The following is a 19,545-nucleotide window of genomic DNA, read 5'->3' on the forward strand; positions in this document are numbered from 1 at the left end:
TGGTCAGGCGAAGGGAAAAAGGGCGGCATCCTCGCGGCGCAGGCCGGGGCGGGCGTTGGCGAGGCGGAGCGAGGCCGCATAGCGTTCGGGCTGCGATCCGAAGCAGGTGGCGGGCAGCGGACCCGACAGCGCGCCGTCGCGGCCATAATAGCGGGTGATGTCCATGCGCTGGCCGCGCCCGACGAAGGCGCCGCGCTGGATCAGGAACAGGCGCTCGAAATCTTCTGCCGACAGCCGCTCGGCGGCCCAGCGCGCGAACCCATTGAGCAGCGGGGCACCGGAGTAAGCGGACGGGGCCGTGATGTGAAAATCACCGTTGATCACGATTTCGAGCACGAGCGCGCCATCCTGCAACAGCCGAACCGGCTGATAATCGGCGTCGGAATCGGGCAGGATGACGTCATGGCGGCGGTCGGCTCGCCCCTTCGCGATATGCACCGCCGCGAGGCGTAGCGTGTCGAACATATGCGTGCATTGCAGGGCCGGCTCGGTCTGCAACCATCGGGTCCGCAGGTCATCGACCAAGGGCAGGCCCGCGAGGCCGGTCATCTCGCCGCCTGCCTCCGCGCAACTGGATAGCGGGTGGCGCTCCCAGCGCCCCTCGACGGCGGTCAGCCTCTGGTCGTCGTGGTGGATCAGCAGCGCCAGCGCATGGAACGGGTCTTCCAGCACCGCCTCGACCCGATCGGGACCGAGCCGGCGAAAACGCGTCGTCCGGACAAAATAGCCGTCACCATAAGCGGGATTGGCGGCCATGCGGCGCGCCGTATCGTCGGTCATCGCTCGAGCGGGCCTCCCACGCTGCGCCGCGCGTCGATATCGCTGCGGCTACTTAATCGATTGATTAAATATCTGTGTCAGCTTGGGGAAGGGCCGTCAACCCAGCGATGGAGGTTTATCGGATTTCGCTGCCCGCGAGCAAAGGCTGGACGATGAAACGCCTGATGAAGCGGCGTTTCTCGGCATCTTCGATCTGCGGCGAGGCGACCTGCAGCATCAGCATCGCCTGCGCGCGCGCGAGCCAATAGATGCACTCGTCGATTTTCAGGTCGGTCGCAATCTCGCCGCGCGCCCGCGCCTGTTCGAACATGTTCGCCCACCAGGTGCGCTGCAATTGCTGCATCAGGCTGCTCGGCGAAATCACCGATTCCTGAAATTCGATGCTTTCGACCATGCGGCGAATATAGATGTTCTCGTTCGCCAGCCGGATGACGAGCAGCAGCGTATCGGACAGGAAATCAGCGAAGTCGTCCGATCGCACCAGCCGCCGCCGTACCTCGCTGTTGACTCGCCAGGTTTCGCGCACCGAAATCTCGTCGAGGATCGCATCCTTGCTCGGATAATATTTATAGACGGTTGGACGCGACACTTTGGCGCGGCTCGCGATATTCTCGATCGTCGTCTTGCCGATCCCATATTGCTCGAAACAATCATAGGCAGCGCGCAGGATGCGCTCCTGCGTCGAATTATCGTCCGTCCGGGCTGATGCCGGGCCGCTGTCCATGCCTGATCTCCTGCCCCGACCGGGGAATGCTGCATCCGACCGTCGTAGCAAGGCTGGCATCGCGAACAAGTCGCAAATTCGTCACGCCGCTACAGGCCGTTTCCGGATCAATACTTCCAGTCCGTCCATGATCGTCGTTCCCGAAATCGCCTCGACCGCTGCCTCGCCCACCGGAAGCAGCCAGTTGATGTTGCTGCCGCCCTGCGCATTGGCGTGCTGCCAGCCGCCATGATGGCCCCATCCATGCGGATAGCTGACGGTGCCGGGGCGCATATCCTCGGTGATCGCGACGCAGACCGCGACGGTGGCGGACCCGGTCGACAGCTCGACCGTCTCGCCATCGGACAGGCCGAACCGCTCCGCATCTTCGGGGTGCATCAGCAGGTCGGGGTGCAGGCTGCGCACGAGGCGCGGGACATTATGCAGCCAGCTGTTGAGCGAGCGGATGTCGCGGTGGGTGATCAGGCGCAGCGTGTCGGACGGCGTCGGTGCCAGGCGCACGAATTCGTCGGCGATCATCGCGTGCCACAGCCTGGCCCGGCCGTCGGGCCAGGCGATGCGCGGCCAGGGGTCATAGGGATCGGGCAGGTCGACCATCACGCCGTGCGGAGCCGCGCGCAGCTTGTTGAAACTCCAGCCGTCGCACGCGCCCATATCGTCGCCCGCGGGGCCGAGGCGGAAAGCCTTGTCGAGATCGTCCATCGGGCGGCCATGGGTCGGCTTGCCCATCCGGGCCAGCAGCGCATTGAAAATCTCCCATTCGGATCGTGCCTCGCCGACCGGCGGGATCACGGCGTCGGTCACCTGCACGAACGGCCGGATCATAGATCCGAGTCCCGCCATCGGATAATCGTCGCGTTCGAAAAAGGTCGGCACCGGCAGGACATAATCGGCGTAGCGGTTGCTCTCGGTCTGGTAGAGGTCGAGCGCGACGATCAGGTCGAGCTGCTGCAGTGCATCGACCAGCGCCTGCCCGCCGGGCGCCGACATCACCATATTGCCGCCGGTCAGGATCATTGCGCGCACCTGGCCCGCTCCGGGTTCCAATATGTCGGCGGGCAGCATCGCCGAGGCGAGGAATTGCGCGACGCTGGGGAAGTCGCCGACCCGGCTGCGCGTATCGCCATAGCCGCCGGTCAGCACCTTCTGCGATCCGCCGAGGATCGTGCGGCTGAAGATCGCGCCGCCCTGGCGGCCCAGCTTGCCGCCGAGCAGGTTGAGCGCGATCAGCAGGAAATTCTCGAGCGTCGCGTGGGGCCCGCGGCACACCCCGAGCCGGCCATAAGCGACCGCCCGCGGCGTCGCGGCAAAGCTGCGCGCGATTTCGGCGATCGTGTCGGCATCGACGCCCGCGCGCTCGGCGCAGTCGGCCAGGCCATGCGCGGCGACCGCGCTGACGAGGTCGGCGAACCCCTCGGTATGCGCCGCGACATAGTCCGCGTCGTAGAGTCCTTCGTCGATCAGCACGCCGAGCAGCCCGAGCAGCAGCCAGATGTCGCCGTTCGCGCGGACCGCGACATGCTGATAGCGGCGCGCGGTTTCGGTGCGGCGCGGGTCGACCACGACGACGCGTCCGCGCGCGGCGATCGCGTCGAGGTCGTGGCGCACGCGCGGCGACCAGAGCATCGATCCGTTGGAGACCAGCGGATTGGCGCCGAACATCAGCAGCATGTCGTTATGCGGCAGGTCGGGAATCTCGTAAGTCACCGCCGACCCGAAGGCGAGGTAACAGGCGGTCAGTCGCGCATTGGTGTCCTGCGACCCCGCGCCATAATATTTGGTGATGCCGAGCGCCTTGAGGAACGCCTTCAGGCTGAACGACACGTCGATGCCGAAGGCGATTGGATTGCCCTTGTACGACGCGACTGCGTCGGGGCCGTGGGTGTCGATCACATGGGTGAGACGTGCGGCGATATCGTCGAGCGCCTCGTCCCAGCCGACCGGCGCAAATTCGCCCGGACCGCCGACGCGCTTCATCGGGGTCAGAATGCGATCGGGGTCATAGGTGACGTTGTGAAAGGTGATGCCTTTCAGGCAGACATGGCCCAAAGAATGCGGATTGTCCTTGTCGGGCTGGACATCGGTGATCCGCCCGGCCTCGACCTTCGCGGCGAGTCCGCAATGCGCCTCGCACAGCCGGCAGAAGGTGAAATGCACCCCATCCTCGCCGGGCGCGAGCCGCGTGGTCTGGCTGTCGATCATCGCCCGCTCCTCATAAATTTCACTCATTATCTATTATAATTTGATTATCGCTAAAATTGGTGCAAACCCGCCCGCAAGAGACAGTTTCTGCATCATTGGGCGAGGGTGAAAATGGACTTTACGAACGACTACACGCTGACCATCGACGGCGCGGCGGTCGATACCGCGACCCGCGTCGACGTGTTCAATCCCGCGACCGGAAAGGCCTTTGCGTCGGCGCCGTCTGCGGGGCAGGCCGAGCTCGACCTGGCGGTCGCCGCGGCGACGCGCGCGCTGCCGGCGTGGAAGGCGCTCGGCTGGGAAGGGCGCCGCGACCTGCTGGTCAAGGCGGCGAAGGCGATCGAGCCGCAACTCGACCAGTTCACCGCGCTCTTCGTCGCCGAACAGGGCCGCCCGACCGCACTCGCCAAGGGCGAGGTGCAGATGGGCGCCTGGTGGCTGAAGTCGGTCGCGCGGCAAGACCTGCCCAACGAAATCGTCGAGGACAGCGACACGCGCCAGGTGATCGTCAAGCACGAACCGCTGGGCGTCGTCGCCGCGATCGTGCCGTGGAACTTCCCCTTCCTGCTCGCGATGTGGAAGATCGCCCCTGCGTTGCTGGCGGGCAACACGATGGTCCTGAAGCCGTCGCCCTACACCCCGCTCTGTTCGCTGAAGCTCGCCGAACTGTGGCGCGATATCCTGCCGGCCGGGGTCTATAACGTCATTTCGGGCGACGATACGCTCGGTCCGTTGATGACCGCGCATCCGGGCTTTGCGAAGATCAGCTTCACTGGCTCGACCGCGACGGGCAAACGCGTGATGGAGGCGGCGTCGCGCGACCTCAAGCGCATCACGCTCGAACTCGGTGGCAATGATGCGGCGATAGTCCTGTCCGACGTCGATGTGGCGGAGGTCGCGCCGAAGCTGTTCTTCGGCTCCTTCTACAACAGCGCGCAAGTCTGCATTGCGACCAAGCGCCTGTATATTCACGACGATATCTATGACGAGATGCTGGGCGCCTTTCATCGTCTCGCGAAAGAGGCCGTCATCGGCGACGGGGCGCAGCAGGGCGTGCAGTACGGCCCGGTCCAGAACCGCGCGCAGTACGACCGCGTTCGGGGCCTGATCGAAGGCGCGCGCGCCGAGGGGCTGGCCCTGCTCCAGGGGGCCGATGTGCCCGAGGGCGACGGCTATTTCATCCCGATCACCCTCGTCGACAACCCGCCCGAGGATGCGGCGGTGGTGACCGAGGAGGCCTTCGGCCCGATCCTGCCGCTGCTGCGCTTCTCCGACATCGACGATGTCGTCGCGCGCGCGAATAATTGCGACTATGGGCTGGCGGGGGCGGTGTGGTCGAAGGACATCGATGCGGCGGTCGCGGTCGCCGACCGGATGGAGACGGGGACCGTCTGGATCAACGACAATTTCCAGAACGGGCCGCATATTCCTTTCGCCGGTGCGAAACAGTCGGGCTTCGGGGTCGAGAACGGCGCCGAGGGCCTGCGCGAATACACCTTTCCCAAGGTGATCTTCGTGCCGAAGAAACCGGCCTGACGGCCATCGGCGGGCGCGCTGCTCGATCAAGCGCCCGCCGATCCTAAAGCCCGGCGATCCGCGCGAGGTGCCAGTCGGCGTCGGCCCATAGGACCTCGATCGCCATCGCGCGCTTCACATAATGGCCGATCGCCAGCTCGTCGGTCATGCCCATGCCGCCGTGCAGCTGGATCGCCTGTTGCCCGACGAAGCGGCACGCGCGCGCGACATTGACCATCGCACTCGACACGGCGCGGGCGCGTGCTGCCGCGCTTTTGTCGAGCGCCTCCACCGCGAGCCACGCCGACGAGCGCGCGAGTTCGCATTCGAGATACATGTCGACCATGCGGTGCTGGAGCGCCTGGAAACCCGCGATCGGCTGGCCGAACTGGCGGCGCTGGCCGGTGTAGGCGACCGTCTGTTCGAGCAGGCTGTCGAGCAGCCCGACCGCCTCGGCCGCGAGCAGCGCGAGCGCGCGGTCGCGGGCCTCTTCGAGCAGGTCGGTGGCCGCGCCTTCGGGGCCGATCAGCGCGTCAGTCGCAAGGCTGTGGTTCTCGAAGATCAGGTCGGCGGCGGGGTGGCCGTCGATCGTCCGATAGGGCGACAGCCGGAGGCCTTCGGTCCTGGCGGAATCGACTTGGAACAGCGACACTCCCTCGTCGCCGGTGCGCGCGGCGACAAGCATGATATCGGCCTCAGGGGCCCAGCCGACCACCGCCTTGGTTCCGTCGAGACGCCAGCCGTCGCCGTCGCGCCGCGCGCGCGTTTCGATGCCTGCGAAATCATAGCGGAGGCCCGGCTCGGCCCAAGCGAGCGTAGCCACCTTGTACGCGGGCAGGGCAGTGGCGCCGCAATGATCCAGCAGCCACGCCGCCGTCGCCACCTCGGCGAAGGGCAAATGCGCCCGCGCACGTCCGATTTCCTCGGCGATGATGGAGCCTTGCTGCGCATCGACCAGCGCCGCGCCGATGCCGAGGCGGTCGGCGAAATCGGGCCATCGCGGCGCGCCCTCCTTCACCAGAAAGGCACGCACGGCGTTGCAAAGCATCGCCTGTTCGGCTTCGGACAGAGCGGCGCTCATCGCACCATTCCCGCCAGCGAACGCCAGATGATATTCTTCTGCACCTCGGTCGATCCACCATAGATCGTCTGCGCGCGTTCGAAGAGATAGGATTGCACCGCAGCCGGGCCGAAGGGGCCAACTGCGGGTGCTGCCGCCGCCCAGTCGGCGCGGTCGCGATCGAGCATCGGCAGGCGGTGACGCGCTGCGAGATCTATACTCAATTCGTTGATCGCCTGCGCACATTCGGTACAGGCGATCTTGAGCGCCGCCGCGGTCGCCATCGACACCTCGCCGCGCAGCGCGCGCAGGATCGACGCCTCGATCGCCGCGAGCCGCGCCTCGACGCGGGCATGGGCCAGGCGGAAGGCCGGGTCGCGGTCCATCGTGCCGCCGCCGCTCGCCGGCAGTTTGGCGGCTTGCTCCAGCAGCTTCGCGAGGTCGCGCTTCTTCGACCCGATATGCGCGTAGGACAGGCGCTCGGTCTTGAGCAGGACATTGGCATAGTGCCAAGCCTGCCCCTCGTCGCCGATGCGGTTGGTAACGGGTACGCGGACATTGTCGAATTCGATGCGGGCGAGTTCGTCCGACCCGTCGATCAGGCGGATCGGGTGGACCCGGATGCCCGGCAGGTCGAGCGGGGCGCAGATCAGCGAAATGCCCTGCTGCTTGCGCTCCTCGCGGCTGGTCCGCGCGAGGCAGAAGATCCAGTCGGCCCATAGCGCGCCCGAGGTCCAGATCTTCGTCCCGTTCAATATATAATCGTCGCCGTCGCGCACCGCCGAAAAGCGCAGCGATGCGAGGTCCGACCCCGCCTCGGGCTCTGAATAGCCTTGCGCCCAGAAACAGCGCGATTCGAGGATCGCGGGCAGCCATTCGGCCTTTTGCTGCTCCGACCCGAAGGCCGCGATGATCGGGCCGATATAGATGACCGCCATCGGGATGATCCCCGCGGCGTGCGCATATTCGAGTTGCTGATCGAAGATATAGCGTTCGATCGGTGTCCAGCCGGTGCCGCCCACGTCGAGCGGCCAGCCCACCCCAAGCCAGCCACGCGCGTTCAGCGCGCGCTGCGCGTCGATATGGTCCTGTTTCGTGAGCCGCTGGCCCGCCTCATTCTTCGCGATGACATGCGCGGGATAGTCGTGCGCGAAAAACGCGCGCACGTCGTCCTGAAAGGCCGCTTCTTCGGGGGTGAGCTTCAGCACATGATGATCCTGTCGACAGGGTGGGAGCGCGGGTCGCGGACCCACCCTAGAACATGGTCAGGATGCGCGGAAGGTGACCGGCAAGGTCTTGAGCACCCGCGATTCCCCGACTGCGAAGTCTGGCTGGAAATCCGACCGGATCTGCAGGTCGGGCAGGCGATCGAAGATCGAGCGGATCATCATTTCGAGCAATACCTTGGCGAAATGCTGGCCGATGCAGATATGCGCGCCGCCGCCAAAGCCGAGATGGTCGTGCTCGGTGCGCACTTCGCGGTCGAAACGGACCTCATTGGGGTCGGCGAAATGCTCCGGATCATGGTTCGCCGCTCCGTTCATCGCCATCACATAGTCGCCGGCCTTGAGCGGGCACCCCTCGAGCTCGGTGTCGCGCGTGACGGTGCGCCGCAGGCCCTGGATCGGCGAGGCATAGCGCACGAATTCCTGCAGCGCGGTCGGGAAGTCGATCTCGTTGTTCAGTAGGCGCGCGCGCTCTTCGGGATGTTCGATCAGATACCAGAGCGACATGCCCGCGACCGCGCTGGTCGTGTCGAGCCCGCCGAACAGCACCAAAGTCGCGATACCGACGATTTCGTCGTCGGTCAGCGCTTCGTCGCCGATCCGGGCGTCGATCAGCGTTTGCATCAGATCGTCCTCGGGCGGCGACTGGCGCCGCCGTGCAGCGAATTCGTAGAGATACTGGCTGAGTTCGAGACCATATTGGCCACAGGTTTCGGGATCCTCGACGCGCATCCGGGTCAGGAAATCGATTTTGAACGACAGCGTGTCCCAATCATCGCGCGGTACGCCGAGGAAGGGCATGATCACCGTCGCGAGCGTCGGGCGGACGAGCTGTTCCTGCAATTCGGCCTCGCCGGTCGGCGCGATCGCGTCGAGCAACTCGGTGATGATCGCCTCGAAACGCGGACGATATTTCTGGATCGCATCGGGCAGGAAGATCGGGTTGAGCAGCTTGCGCATCCGGGTTTGCTGCGGCGGATCGAGGTCGATCGGATAGAGCGCCAGCGGCTGCTTGGGCAGCGCGGTGCCGTCGGCCGAGCTGAAGGTCCGGAAATCGTCGTAGACGCGGCGCGTCGCGGCATAGTTGGTGGTGTACCAGAAACCGCCGAGCTGTTCCGACCGGGCGACCGGACAACCGCCCGAGCGCACCTTGTCGTAGAAGTCGTAGGGGCGCTGCATCAGCGCGCGGTCGTGCTGGCTGAACTCTTCCACCGCATAGTCTTTGACGTCTGCCATCGATCGATCCTCTCGCCTGTGCCGCCTTCGGCCTTTTTCGCGAGGCAATTTCGATCAAATGGCAAGTCATGTCAACCAATCGGTTAATTATTTGCGATGCCTGCCGCACAGGAAATGGCGCTTTATGGGGATTTCAGGCGATATGGATCGACTTTACATTTTGAAGAATCTGGACAGTCGGCAAAAAGAGTGAAAGGTTCTAACCGATCAACTAACCGGAGCGAATCATGCGACCAGCGACGGGCGAGGACGGCGACCATGTGACCTTCTGCCGCATCTGCACGGCAGTGTGCGGGCTGGTGGCGACGGTCGAGGATGGCAAAGTCGTGCGCGCGCGGCCCGACCCCGACAATCCGTCGTCGCAGGGGCAAGCCTGCGTCAAGGGCATCGCCTATCATGGCGTGACGCACGACCCCGACCGGGTGACGCGGCCGATGAAGCGCGTCGCGCCGGGGCGGTTCGAGCCGGTAAGCTGGGACGAAGCGCTGGGCGATATCGCGGCGCGGCTGTCGGCGATCGTCGCCGAACATGGGCCCGACGCGGTGGCGAGCTATCAGGGCAATCCGCCCGCCTACGCGACCGATGGCATGACAGGGTTCCGCATGTTCCTGAAAGCGCTGGGCACCACCAAAATCTATGGCGCCGGGTCGCAGGACACCAATGCCCGCTTCACCGCCAACTGGATCCTCTATGGCAGCCCGCTGACGATCGACGTGCCCGACGTCAACAATGCCGATTTCATGCTCATCTTCGGCGCCAACCCGCTGATCTCGCACGGCTCGCTGATCTTCACCCCGCGCGTCCGGCAGCAGTTCGACGCGGTCGCGGCGCGCGGGGGCGTGGTGGTCGTCGATCCGCGGCGCAGCGAAACCGCGGCGCGCTACGAACATGTCGCGATCGAGCCCAATTCGGATTGCTGGCTGATGCTGGCGATGCTCAAGACGCTCGCCGACGAAGGGCTGGCCGACGAGGCGTTTCTGGCGGAGCGCTGCGCCGGGTGGCCTGAATTGCGGGTGGCGCTCGCGGGCATCGATTATGACGATGTCGCCCGGCGCACGGGGATCGCGGTCGAGACGATCAAGGGTCTCGCGCGCCGCCTCACCGCCAGCCCGAAATCGGTCTGCTACGGCCGCGTCGGCATCTGCCGCGGGCCACATGCGACGCTCGCGAACTTCCTGCTCTCGGCGCTCAACATGGTCGGCGGAACATTTGGGCACGAGGGCGGCAGCACCTTCGCGACCCCGGTGCTGGCGGGCAGCGACCGCGCGACGACGGGCGGTTATGACGAGGTGCGCAGCCGCGTCGGCAATTTCCCGAGCGTCACGCAATTCCTGCCCTCGGCGGTGATGCCCGACGACATTCTGGAGCCCGGCCCCGGCAAGGTCCGCGCCTTGCTCTCGCTCGGCGGCAATGTGCTGCTCGCGGCGCCGGGGGGCGAGCGGCTGCGGCGCGGGCTCGAACAGCTCGAGCTGTCGGTGTCGTTCGACCTCTATATCAACGAGGCCGGCTCCTACGCCGATTATGTGCTGCCGGGCCTGACCTTCTACGAGCGCGCCGACCTGCCGATGGTGCCGTTCATGAGCATGGTGCAGCCGTTCCTGCAATATGCCGAACCGGTGATCGCTCCGGTCGGCGAAGCGCGGAGCGAGTTCGATACCTTCTGCGAGATATTGGCGCGGATGGGGCTGCGGATGCCTGCCGCCTCGCCCGGTGAGGTCGCGGCGCAGGCAGCGGGCGGGCAGCTCCGCCCGCTCGAAGTGCTCGACGGTGCTATCCGGCAGGGGCCGGCGGGCCTGCATGGCGACTGGTCGATCGACAAGCTGCGCGACCATCCGCACGGCGTGATGCTCGACATTCCGATCCCCTGGGGCAATCAGGACAAGATCGCGCACGCCGACGGGAAAATTCATCTGTGGGACGATATGGTTGCCGCCGAGCTCGATCGGCTGTTCGCGACGGCACCGATCGAGGGGCTGAAACTGCTTTCGCGGCGCGACATGCGTTCGCACAATGGCTGGCTGCACAATGTCGACCGGCTGATCCGCTCGCAAAAGCCCACGCTGCATATTCACCCCGCCGATGCCGCCGAGCGTGGGTTGGTGGATGGTGATCGCGCGACCTTGTCGAACCGCTTCGGTGCGATCGAGGTCGAGGTCGAGGTCAGCGCCGACCATTTGCGCGGCACGGTATCTTATCCGCATTGCTTCGGGCATGGCACCGGCGGCTGGCAGCGCGCGAACCGGGCCGGGGGCGCGAACGTCAATATCCTGCTCGGCCACGGCCCCGATGTGGTCGAGGCGGTGTCGGGGACGACGCTGATGGACGGGATCGCGGTCGAGCTGACCGCGCTACAGCCGGCGTGAGCGCGGCGCGCTCAGGGCGCGAGACCGCGCAGATAGATGTCGCAGACCATCTCAGCATATTTCTGCTTGATGCCGTCGTCGAGCCGCGCGACGCCGAGCGTCGAAGGGACCGAATAGCCCGCGTGGAAAATATGGTCGGCGGCGCCGACGAGGCAATAATAGAGCAGGCCGGGATCGACGTCCCTGAGGGCGCCTTCGCGCACCCCCTGCGCGACGATGTCGCGATAGACCTCGATCATCGGTTCGATGAAGATCTGCGCGACGCGCTTGCTCGCTCCGGGACTGCCGGACTCGACCATGTAATGGATCAGGCGGTTGATATAGGGCGAGCGAAAATAAGCGTTGATGATGCCGTTGATATGGATCTTCAGCTTCTTCTGGGCCGGGATATCCATCTCGCTCAGCGCCTTGAGCGCGGTCATCGCGGTTTCGGCATCGCGTTCAAGCACCGCGAGCAACAGTCCTTCCTTGTTGCCGAAATAATATTTGATCATCGCGCTGTTCACCGATGCGCGCTGCGAAATCTCGTTGAGCGAGACGTCGATGTTGCTCGCCTCGGACAGCAGTTGCGCGGTCGCGTTCAAAAGCGCTTCGGCCGATGCCGACCGTTCCTCGCGCCGCGCTGCCTTGATCGTCAAGCCGCTCTCTTTGTCCATGCCCATGTCCGCTATGTTCGCCCCGCCTATCGTTGGGACTCGGGAAGGAAGACTGTCAAGCCCTCTAGGTCGTCGGTCATCGCGATTTGGCAGGACAGGCGGCTGTTCGGTCGCGGGTCGTTGACGCAATCGAGCATCTCGCTTTCGTCGGCGCCGGCGGCTCCGACGCGCGCCAGCCATTCGGGGGCGACATAGATGTGGCAGGTCGCACAGGCGCAGACGCCGCCGCAATCGGCCTCGATCCCCTCGACCATATTGTCGCGTGCGCCGCGCATGACCGAGTCCCCGACTTCGATCTCGACCGTCTCGACGGTGCCGTCGGCATTCTGGAAATTCACGCTTGGCATATGGTTTTCCCTGTCCCGGCCACCGTGGTTCAACCCACTTTCAATTGATCAATTAATATTTCATGGTGACGGTGTCAACGAAGGCGCATATGAAGCTTAAAATTAATTAGTCGATTGATGGAGAGTGCATGTCAGGCGAGGAAGCGGACTATATCGTCGTGGGCGGGGGCAGCGCGGGCTGCGTGCTGGCGGCGCGGCTGAGCGAGAATCCCGGCGTCCGCGTCGCTCTGGTCGAGGCCGGCGGCGAATCGACCGGACTGATGGTCCAGATGCCGGTCGGTTTCGCCAAGATGCTCGTCGACGACCGCTACGACTGGAAATATTGGCAGCTGCCCGACCCGTCGATCAACGGGCGGCGCTTCATCTGGTCGGGCGGGCGCATGCTCGGCGGCGGCAGTGCGATCAACGGGCAGGTCTATATCCGCGGCACCCGCGCCGACTTCGACGCATGGGAACGGCTCGGCGCGACGGGCTGGAATTTCGACGGCGTCTTTCCCTATTTCCTGCGCAGTGAGAGTTGGAGCGGTGCGCCGAACCAGAGTCATGGGTCGCAGGGGCCGCTGTCGGTGTCGCCGATGCGCGACCCGCATCCTTTGTGCGACCTGTTCCTGCGCGCGTGCGAGCAATATGGGCTGGCGCGGCTCGACGATTATAACGGCGGGCAGATGGAGGGCGCATACCTCACGCAGGCGACGCAGCGCGACGGCTGGCGGTGCAGTACCGAGAAAGCCTATCTGCGTGACGCGCGCAAACGTCCCAATCTGATGACGGTCACCAACGCGCATGTCGAAACGATCCTGATCGAGAATGGCGAGGCGGTCGGCATCCGCTATCGCCAGGGTGGCGATGCGAAGGTTCTGCGCGCGCGTCGCGAGGTGATCGTCTCGTCGGGTGCGATGGGGTCGCCCGCGCTGCTGCTGCGCTCGGGGGTCGGCGCGGGCGAGTATCTGCAATCGCGCGGCATCGCGGTGCAGGCCGACCGGCCCGAGGTCGGCCATAACCTCCAGGAACATCCCGGCATCACCCAGAACAAGTTCGTCAGCGTACCAACGCTCAACAGCCAGGTCGGGCCGTTCGACATGATCCGGCACCTGACCAAATTTTTCTGGAACAAGACCGGGCCGATGGGTGCGCCCGCGGTGCAGGCAATGGGTCTCGCGCGCACCCGCGACGGGCTCGACGAACCCGACGTCCAGCTCCACTTCATGCCGCTCGCTTACAATGTCGAGCCCGAGACGGTGTCGTCGGCTGAGGCGGTGATGCCGAAGGAGCCGTGCATCAGCATCAACGTGTCGCTCACGCGGCCCAAGTCGCGCGGGCGTGTCGAACTGGGCGATGCGCTCGAGCCCGTGATCAATCATCAATTGCTCGGCGACCGCGCCGACGTCGACACGCTGATCGGCGCGATGAAGCTGGTCGACCGCCTGTTCGCGATGCCCGCATTGAATGCGATCACGCTCGGCGACCGCTCGCCCGCCCCGGTGCCCACCGACGATGCGGGCTGGGAGGCCTATGTCCGCGCCAAAACGATGATCACCTACCACCCCGTCGGCAGCTGCCGCATGGGGTCGGACGACGCATCGGTGGTCGACCCCCAATGCCGCGTGCGCGGTGTCGGGCGGCTGCGCGTCGCCGACGCCTCGATCATGCCGCAGATCACCAGCGGCAACACCAATGCCGCGACGATCATGATCGGCGAAAAAGCCGCCGAGATGATCCGCACCGACGCATGAGCAGTACCGCCGCCTATGATTTCCAGCATATCACGGTCGCGCGGCCGGCGCCGGGCATCGTCCTGTTGACGCTCAACCGCCCCGAGCGGATGAATGCGACCAATGATGTGCTGCACAGCGAGCTTGTGCGCCTGCCTGCCGCGATCGACGCCGATCCGGAGGCGCGCGCGGCGGTGGTGACGGGGGCAGGGCGGGCCTTTTGCGTCGGCGGCGACTGGGCCGATATCTCGGGCGACGGCAATGATTATGCCAACAAGATCAGGATGATGCGTGAGACCGCGCAGATCTTGACCGGACTGATCGAGATGCGAAAGCCGCTCGTCTCCGCGATCAACGGTCCCGCAGCGGGGATCGGCCTCGCACTCGGGCTGCTCGCCGATATCTCGGTGGTCAATGAAGAGGCGAACCTGTCCGACGGGCATCTGCGTATCGGCCTCGCCGCGGGCGATCATGCCGCGATGGTCTGGCCGCTGCTCTGTTCGATGGCAAAGGCCAAGCGCTACCTGCTCACCGGCGACAAGCTGAACGGCCGCGAGGCCGAGCGGATCGGGCTCGTCTCCGACGCGGTGGCGCCCGCGGAGGTGTTGCCGCTCGCGCTGCGCTACGCCGCGACGCTGGCCGAGCGGTCGCCGCTTGCGGTCGAGCTCAGCAAGCGGGCGCTCAACCATTGGCTGCGCGGCGCGATGCCGATCTTCGAGGCATCGCTGGGCTATGAAATGGTGACCGCTTTCGACCCCGACCAGGCGGCGCATATGCCGCAAACGAGCTGAGGACCCCGACCATGACCACCGACCCGACGCTGATCGTCGCGACCCCCGCGCCCGGGGTGCTGCACCTGATCTTCAACCGTCCCGATGTGCATAATGCCTATGACACGCCGACCTTCACCGCCTTTGCCGAGCAGCTCGACCATGCCGCAACCGACCCCGACATCCGCGCCATCGTCATCAGTGCGCGCGGGGGCAGGGCGTTCAGCGCAGGGTTCGATATCCACGAGATGGCGGGCTTCGATGCCGCCACGATGCGCCGCGCCTTCGAGGCGCGCGATCCGGTGTTCGGGCGCGTCGCCGCGCATCCGCTGCCGATCATCGCCGCGATCGACGGCATCTGCTTCGGCGCGGGCGCGCTGCTCGCGCTCGCCTGCGACATGCGCATCGCGACGCCCGGCTTTCGCTTCAAGGTGACCGCGGTCGGCTATGGCTGCGCCAATGCGACCTGGTCGCTGCCGCGCGCGGTCGGCGCGCCGCGCGCCAAGGCGATCCTGATGACCGGGCAGGTGGTCGAAGCTGAGGAGGCCGAACGCATCGGGCTGGTCAATGCGGTCGTTGATGCGTCCGATCTCGACGCGCGTGCGATCGCGTTGGCGTCCGCCATCGCTGCGCATCCGCCGCAGGGCATCGGCGGCATCAAGACGCTCGTCGACGGCAGCCTGACGCGCACGCCAATCGAAGGTTGGCAGGCTGAATATGACTGGATGATCGCGAGCATGACCGATGCTCCGGCCGGCGGCGAAACCTTCGGGAAATTCCTGTCGGACCACGACGACCACAAACGCTGAACAGCAATATCAGGAGAAGACGATGATTGGCCAAGCGAACGCGCAGGTGGCGCATCCCGACCGGCTCTTTATCGGTGGGCGCTGGATTCCCGTCGAGGGCAGCGGCCGCTTCACGGTCACCAATCCCGCGACCGAGGAAGTGTTCGGCGAAGTCGTCGCGGCGGGCGTGCCCGAGGTCGAGCGTGCGGTCGCGGCGGCGCGCAAGGCGTTCGACGAGGGCCCCTGGCCGCGGATGTCCGCCGCCGAACGCGCGAGCTATATGCGCGCGCTGTCACAGGCACTGCAACGCCGCGGCGCCGCGCTCGACAGTGCCTGGATATCGCAAGTCGGGGTGCCGATCTGGATGGCGCAGGGGTCGGGCGCGGGCACAGCGGGGCTGCTCGACTATTATGCCGGACTCGCCGAGACTTATCCGTTCGAGGATGTCCGCCCGTCGAATGGCATGATGTCGAAGGTCGCGGTGGTGGTGCGCGAACCCGTCGGCGTCGTCGCGGCAATCGCGCCGTGGAACGGTCCGCTCGCCTCGCTGCTGATCAAGCTGGCGCCAGCGCTCGCGACGGGCTGCACGGTGATCCTGAAGCCCGCGCCCGAAACCCCGCTCGAGGCGTTCATGCTAGCCGAAGCTGCCGAGGAGGCGGGTTTCCCCGATGGCGTGATCAACCTGTTGCCCGCCGACCGCGAGGCGTCGGACCTGCTCGTCCGCCATCCGGGTGTCGACAAGGTCGCCTTCACCGGCTCGACCGAGGTCGGGCTGCATATCGCACAGGTTTGTGCGTCGCGCATGGCGCGCTTTACGATGGAACTCGGCGGCAAGTCGGCGGCAATCGTGCTCGACGACTTCGAGCCCGAGGCGATGGGACCCGCGCTTGCGCCGATGATCACCCTGCTCTGCGGCCAGGTGTGCATCAATTTCAGCCGCGTCCTTGTCCCGCGTGCGCGCAAGGATGCCTATGTCGAAAGCCTCGCAGCGGCGATGGCGGCGACCAGCATCGGCGATCCGCTCGATCCCGCGACGATGATGGGGCCGCTCGCAATGGCGCGGCACCATGCCAAAGTGTGCAGCTATTTCGACAAGGGCGTCGCAGAGGGCGCGCGCATCGCGACCGGTGGTCGCCGTCCGCCGGCGCTGAACAGCGGCTATTATGTCGAACCCACCGTGTTTGCCGACGCGACCAACGACATGGCGATCGCGCAGGAGGAAATCTTTGGCCCGGTTACCGCGGTCATTCCCTATGACAGCGTCGAGGAAGCGATCGCGATCGCCAACGACAGTCCGTTCGGCCTGTCGGGCGGCGTCTATACGCATGACACCGACCGCGCCTATGCGGTGGCGCGGGGCATCCGTACGGGGCATTTCACTCAGAACGGCCGCGATTTCGACCTGACCAATCCCTTCGGCGGCTTCAAGAAATCGGGCGTCGGTCGCGAGGGCGGGCCGGAGGGCATCGAGCCCTTTACCGAGGTCAAGACGATCTTCCTGCCGCAAGCGCCCGGCACGCTGGCATGAGCGCAGCCTACACCGCCGGCCTGTTCGACGTCGCGGGCAAGCGCGCGCTCGTGACCGGCGCGACATCGGGCATCGGCCGAATGATCGCGCGCGGATTGGCGCAGGCGGGGGTCGAGGTGTGGGTCGTCGCGCGCGGCGCCGCCGACGTCGATGCCATCGTCGCCGAACTTGGCGGCAATGCGCAGGGCGTCGCGGCGGATATCGCAACCGACGACGGCATCGCACGGGCCGCCGAAGCACTTGGCGAGCGGCCGCTCCATATTCTCGTCAACAATGCCGGCACCGACCGCACCACGCCGCTCGACGCCGATGGGCGCGAGGATTTCGATGCGGTGCTGAACCTCAACCTGACCGCGCCTTTCCTGCTGACGCGCAAATTGCTGCCGCAACTCGAAAGCGGTGCAGCGCCGGGGGATCCGGCGCGGGTGATCAACATTGCGTCGATCGCCGCGCTGAACCCCGGGCATCTCGAAAATTTCGCCTATGCGTCGAGCAAGTCCGGCGTTGCGATGATGTCGCGTCACCTCGGCCGCCACCTCGCCAAGCGCAACATCAGCTGCAATGCGATCGCGCCGGGCCTCTTCCCCTCGCGGCTCACCGAGCAATTTCTTGGCATGGGTGCGGACGACGAGGTGCCCAAGGCCTTCGTCTCGCCACTGGGCGCGCGGGCAGGGGAAATGGACGATATCGCGGGCGCGGTGATCTACCTTTCGTCGCGCGCCGGCGCCTGGGTGACCGGCGTGCTGCTGCCGGTGAGCGGCGGTATTTCGACCGTCAGTTGACAGGTGCCTGCGCTGGCTTTGGTGTGGGAAGCGGTCGCTTCCTCTTTTTGTCATCCCCGCGAAAGCGGGGACCCAGAGCGTGCGTAGGCTGAGCTTTCCCTGCGTTCCCGCTTTCGCGGGAATGACAAAGTAATAAGATACAGAGCGACCACGCCCACCCGAAACCGGCCGTTCGACGCAAAAACTCTTAATCGACCCCAAAGATCGCCGAACTGATCGTCGGTGCGCCGGGACCGCCGGCGAGCAGGCAGGTGCGCGCGTTCGGTACCGGGTTCGGGCTTTCGCCGCGCAGGCAGCGCACCGCCTCGACCGCCGTGACGAAACCATGGACGAAGCCATGCGCCAGATTGCCGCCCGATGTGTTGACCGGCAGCTTCCCGCTCGGCGCGATCAGATTTTCGAAGCGCACAACCTCTGCCACATTTTCGTATGTGCAAAAGCCATGGTCGATCAGCGACGCGATCCCCTGCGCGCTGAAATTCTCGTACAGCTGGACGACATCGATATCGGCCGGGGTCAGTCCCGCGGTGCCGTAGAGCCGGTCGCGGATCGCGCGGAAGCCGGCGGTCGGATAAAGTTCGGTCGCGTCATTCTCGAGCAGGTCGCCATAACCCGCCTCGGTCCCCTGCGCGACCGACAGCAATTTCACCGGTTTCTTCTTCAGGTCGCGCGCCATCTCGGTCGAGACGAGCAAGATCGCGCCCGCGCCGTCATTCTCACGGCTGCAATCGAACAGGTGGAACGGTTCGGCGATGATCCGCGAACCGCTATATTCCGTATGGTCGAAATCCTTGCCATAGGCGACCGCGTCGGGGTTGCGACTGCCGTGATAATAGGAGGCGCGGACGAGTTCTTCGCACAGCTCATAGGGCACGCCATGATATTCGAACATCCGCTGCGCGCGCATCGCGCAGACCTGCGCGGGGGCTAGAATGCCCGACGACACCATATGGTCGTTGAGATGATGCGCCATGACCGCCGCCGACAGCCGCCCGCTATTCCCTTCGACCAGCGCGCGAAACACTACGACGGCGCGCGCCTGTCCGGTCAGGATCGCCGACGCCGCGATACCAAAAGCTCCGGCGATGCCGCCGCCGCCGCCGCCCCACACCTGTGCTGACCAGTTGATCGCCTTGGTGCCGAGGTCGGGCATCAGCCGCACCGGCTCGTTCTTGTCGTCGCCATAGGAGACAAAGCCGTCGACATCCGCCGGGTCGAAACCCGCGTCCTCGCAGGCGTCGACGATCGCGCGGACCAGCACGCCGCGTTCGGGGGCGGGCGCAGTGCCGCGCTTGTACTGGCGATAACCGACGCCGGCGGCGGCCGTCAGGCCCGACAAATTGGGGGTCATGAAAGGCTCCAGCGCAGCGCGGGGATTTGGGCATCGCCAAAGGCGGTGCGCGCGATCGTTCCGGTGACAGGGGCGCCGATACGGAGGCCCGCTTCGTCACCTTCCAATACGCCGACGAGGCGGACCGGCACCGAATTCAGGGTGACGATCAAGGTCGAGAAGGGTTTGGCGAAGGCTTCGGTCCCGCCGAACGGGTGGTGGGTGCGGGTATAGGTGAAGACCTCGCCTTCGAGCGACTGTTGGGTCCATTCATGGTCCCAGCTGCCGCAGCTGCCGCAACGCCAAACTGCGGGCCAATGCCAGCGTCCGCAGCCCGTGCAGCGCGGCAGTTCAAGCCGCCCTTCGAGAAGCGCGTCCCAATAGCGCCCCTCGGCGCCGACCGGACCCGTTGCCGAATGATAGGTCATCCGCCCCTTGCCATCCTTTCCTGCCGCATCGCCTGCGCGGCCCTTGCTTCATTTATCTACTGTATATAGATTTGATGGTAACGTGCAATGAGGAAGTG

17 protein-coding genes are annotated in these 19,545 nt (G+C 65.6%); 7 read left to right on the plus strand and 10 right to left on the minus strand.

Translation table 11 applies throughout. The features are described 5' to 3' along the window. Positions 1–3 precede the first annotated feature (3 nt). From AC07U1_RS15335 to AC07U1_RS15345, 3 genes are all read right to left on the minus strand, one after another. On the minus strand, positions 4–780 hold the full coding sequence (locus tag AC07U1_RS15335; RefSeq protein ID WP_492739830.1) for a hypothetical protein: 777 nt from the start codon (positions 778–780) through the stop codon (positions 4–6). Positions 781–895: 115 nt separating this feature from the next. Then, entirely contained in the window at positions 896–1,504 is a 609-nt protein-coding gene (locus AC07U1_RS15340) for a TetR/AcrR family transcriptional regulator (RefSeq protein WP_492739831.1), read from the minus strand. Positions 1,505–1,585: 81 nt separating this feature from the next. Further along, entirely contained in the window at positions 1,586–3,733 is a 2,148-nt protein-coding gene (locus AC07U1_RS15345) for a molybdopterin-containing oxidoreductase family protein (RefSeq protein ID WP_495197736.1), read from the minus strand. An 84-nt stretch (positions 3,734–3,817) separates the two neighbouring features. Between AC07U1_RS15345 and AC07U1_RS15350 the strand changes: the two genes are divergently transcribed. Next, positions 3,818–5,242 (plus strand): aldehyde dehydrogenase family protein, encoded by a 1,425-nt coding sequence (locus tag AC07U1_RS15350; RefSeq protein WP_495178429.1) that lies wholly within the window; start codon positions 3,818–3,820, stop codon positions 5,240–5,242. Between the two features lie 43 nt (positions 5,243–5,285). Here the strand turns inward: AC07U1_RS15350 and AC07U1_RS15355 are convergent, their stop codons facing one another. Genes AC07U1_RS15355 through AC07U1_RS15365 form a run of 3 tightly spaced genes read right to left on the minus strand, consistent with a single transcriptional unit; the run spans position 5,286 to position 8,743 of the window. Next, on the minus strand, positions 5,286–6,302 hold the full coding sequence (locus AC07U1_RS15355; RefSeq protein ID WP_495178428.1) for an acyl-CoA dehydrogenase family protein: 1,017 nt from the start codon (positions 6,300–6,302) through the stop codon (positions 5,286–5,288). Further along, the gene (locus AC07U1_RS15360; protein WP_495178427.1) at positions 6,299–7,489 is read right to left on the minus strand and encodes an acyl-CoA dehydrogenase family protein; all 1,191 of its coding nucleotides are present in this window, start codon (positions 7,487–7,489) and stop codon (positions 6,299–6,301) included. The genes AC07U1_RS15355 and AC07U1_RS15360 overlap by 4 nt, the downstream gene beginning before the upstream one ends. A gap of 57 nt (positions 7,490–7,546) precedes the next feature. Then, positions 7,547–8,743 (minus strand): cytochrome P450, encoded by a 1,197-nt coding sequence (locus AC07U1_RS15365; protein WP_495178426.1) that lies wholly within the window; start codon positions 8,741–8,743, stop codon positions 7,547–7,549. Between the two features lie 227 nt (positions 8,744–8,970). Here AC07U1_RS15365 and AC07U1_RS15370 point away from each other — a divergent pair, with 227 nt between their 5' ends. Continuing rightward, positions 8,971–11,106 carry a molybdopterin-containing oxidoreductase family protein gene (locus tag AC07U1_RS15370; RefSeq protein ID WP_495178425.1) on the plus strand — a complete coding sequence of 712 codons (2,136 nt, stop codon included), beginning with the start codon at positions 8,971–8,973 and terminating at the stop codon, positions 11,104–11,106. An 11-nt stretch (positions 11,107–11,117) separates the two neighbouring features. On the opposite strand, the gene AC07U1_RS15375 is transcribed toward AC07U1_RS15370, so the two are convergent. Together AC07U1_RS15375 and AC07U1_RS15380 are read right to left on the minus strand one after the other, a co-directional pair. After that, positions 11,118–11,744 carry a TetR family transcriptional regulator gene (locus AC07U1_RS15375; protein WP_495178424.1) on the minus strand — a complete coding sequence of 209 codons (627 nt, stop codon included), beginning with the start codon at positions 11,742–11,744 and terminating at the stop codon, positions 11,118–11,120. Positions 11,745–11,788: 44 nt separating this feature from the next. After that, positions 11,789–12,109: a 2Fe-2S iron-sulfur cluster-binding family protein gene (locus tag AC07U1_RS15380; RefSeq protein WP_495178423.1), complete on the minus strand. Its 321-nt coding sequence runs from the start codon at positions 12,107–12,109 to the stop codon at positions 11,789–11,791. A 128-nt stretch (positions 12,110–12,237) separates the two neighbouring features. Here AC07U1_RS15380 and AC07U1_RS15385 point away from each other — a divergent pair, with 128 nt between their 5' ends. From AC07U1_RS15385 to AC07U1_RS15405, 5 genes are read left to right on the plus strand one after another with little or no spacing between them, the layout of a single operon-like run. After that, the gene (locus AC07U1_RS15385) at positions 12,238–13,842 is read left to right on the plus strand and encodes a GMC family oxidoreductase (protein WP_495178422.1); all 1,605 of its coding nucleotides are present in this window, start codon (positions 12,238–12,240) and stop codon (positions 13,840–13,842) included. Continuing rightward, positions 13,839–14,612: an enoyl-CoA hydratase-related protein gene (locus AC07U1_RS15390; RefSeq protein WP_495178421.1), complete on the plus strand. Its 774-nt coding sequence runs from the start codon at positions 13,839–13,841 to the stop codon at positions 14,610–14,612. The genes AC07U1_RS15385 and AC07U1_RS15390 overlap by 4 nt, the downstream gene beginning before the upstream one ends. An 11-nt stretch (positions 14,613–14,623) precedes the next feature. After that, entirely contained in the window at positions 14,624–15,400 is a 777-nt protein-coding gene (locus tag AC07U1_RS15395; RefSeq protein WP_492739844.1) for an enoyl-CoA hydratase/isomerase family protein, read from the plus strand. 22 nt (positions 15,401–15,422) lie between these two features. Next, positions 15,423–16,907: an aldehyde dehydrogenase gene (locus tag AC07U1_RS15400; protein WP_492739846.1), complete on the plus strand. Its 1,485-nt coding sequence runs from the start codon at positions 15,423–15,425 to the stop codon at positions 16,905–16,907. Beyond that, positions 16,904–17,689 carry an SDR family NAD(P)-dependent oxidoreductase gene (locus AC07U1_RS15405; protein ID WP_492739847.1) on the plus strand — a complete coding sequence of 262 codons (786 nt, stop codon included), beginning with the start codon at positions 16,904–16,906 and terminating at the stop codon, positions 17,687–17,689. Before AC07U1_RS15400 ends, AC07U1_RS15405 begins: the two co-directional genes overlap by 4 nt. Positions 17,690–17,876: 187 nt before the next feature. Here AC07U1_RS15405 and AC07U1_RS15410 read toward each other — a convergent pair whose 3' ends face one another. Beyond that, positions 17,877–19,040, minus strand: a complete 1,164-nt coding sequence (locus tag AC07U1_RS15410) for a thiolase C-terminal domain-containing protein (RefSeq protein WP_187141341.1) — start codon at positions 19,038–19,040, stop codon at positions 17,877–17,879. Further along, on the minus strand, positions 19,037–19,447 hold the full coding sequence (locus tag AC07U1_RS15415) for a Zn-ribbon domain-containing OB-fold protein (RefSeq protein WP_187141342.1): 411 nt from the start codon (positions 19,445–19,447) through the stop codon (positions 19,037–19,039). The genes AC07U1_RS15410 and AC07U1_RS15415 overlap by 4 nt, the downstream gene beginning before the upstream one ends. Between the last annotated feature and the right edge of the window lie 98 nt (positions 19,448–19,545).

This window comes from Sphingopyxis sp. GW821-FHT02C12 (assembly GCF_059421785.1).

Excerpts from the sequence above, each read along its gene's own strand:
- AC07U1_RS15335 (WP_492739830.1), bottom strand. The coding sequence starts at position 780 with ATGACCGACGATACGGCGCGCCGCATGGCCGCCAATCCCGCTTATGGT.
- AC07U1_RS15340 (WP_492739831.1), bottom strand. The coding sequence starts at position 1,504 with ATGGACAGCGGCCCGGCATCAGCCCGGACGGACGATAATTCGACGCAG.
- AC07U1_RS15345 (WP_495197736.1), bottom strand. The coding sequence starts at position 3,733 with ATGAGTGAAATTTATGAGGAGCGGGCGATGATCGACAGCCAGACCACG.
- AC07U1_RS15350 (WP_495178429.1), top strand. The coding sequence starts at position 3,818 with ATGGACTTTACGAACGACTACACGCTGACCATCGACGGCGCGGCGGTC.
- AC07U1_RS15355 (WP_495178428.1), bottom strand. The coding sequence starts at position 6,302 with ATGAGCGCCGCTCTGTCCGAAGCCGAACAGGCGATGCTTTGCAACGCC.
- AC07U1_RS15365 (WP_495178426.1), bottom strand. The coding sequence starts at position 8,743 with ATGGCAGACGTCAAAGACTATGCGGTGGAAGAGTTCAGCCAGCACGAC.
- AC07U1_RS15370 (WP_495178425.1), top strand. The coding sequence starts at position 8,971 with ATGCGACCAGCGACGGGCGAGGACGGCGACCATGTGACCTTCTGCCGC.
- AC07U1_RS15380 (WP_495178423.1), bottom strand. The coding sequence starts at position 12,109 with ATGCCAAGCGTGAATTTCCAGAATGCCGACGGCACCGTCGAGACGGTC.
- AC07U1_RS15385 (WP_495178422.1), top strand. The coding sequence starts at position 12,238 with ATGTCAGGCGAGGAAGCGGACTATATCGTCGTGGGCGGGGGCAGCGCG.
- AC07U1_RS15390 (WP_495178421.1), top strand. The coding sequence starts at position 13,839 with ATGAGCAGTACCGCCGCCTATGATTTCCAGCATATCACGGTCGCGCGG.
- AC07U1_RS15395 (WP_492739844.1), top strand. The coding sequence starts at position 14,624 with ATGACCACCGACCCGACGCTGATCGTCGCGACCCCCGCGCCCGGGGTG.
- AC07U1_RS15400 (WP_492739846.1), top strand. The coding sequence starts at position 15,423 with ATGATTGGCCAAGCGAACGCGCAGGTGGCGCATCCCGACCGGCTCTTT.
- AC07U1_RS15405 (WP_492739847.1), top strand. The coding sequence starts at position 16,904 with ATGAGCGCAGCCTACACCGCCGGCCTGTTCGACGTCGCGGGCAAGCGC.
- AC07U1_RS15410 (WP_187141341.1), bottom strand. The coding sequence starts at position 19,040 with ATGACCCCCAATTTGTCGGGCCTGACGGCCGCCGCCGGCGTCGGTTAT.
- AC07U1_RS15415 (WP_187141342.1), bottom strand. The coding sequence starts at position 19,447 with ATGACCTATCATTCGGCAACGGGTCCGGTCGGCGCCGAGGGGCGCTAT.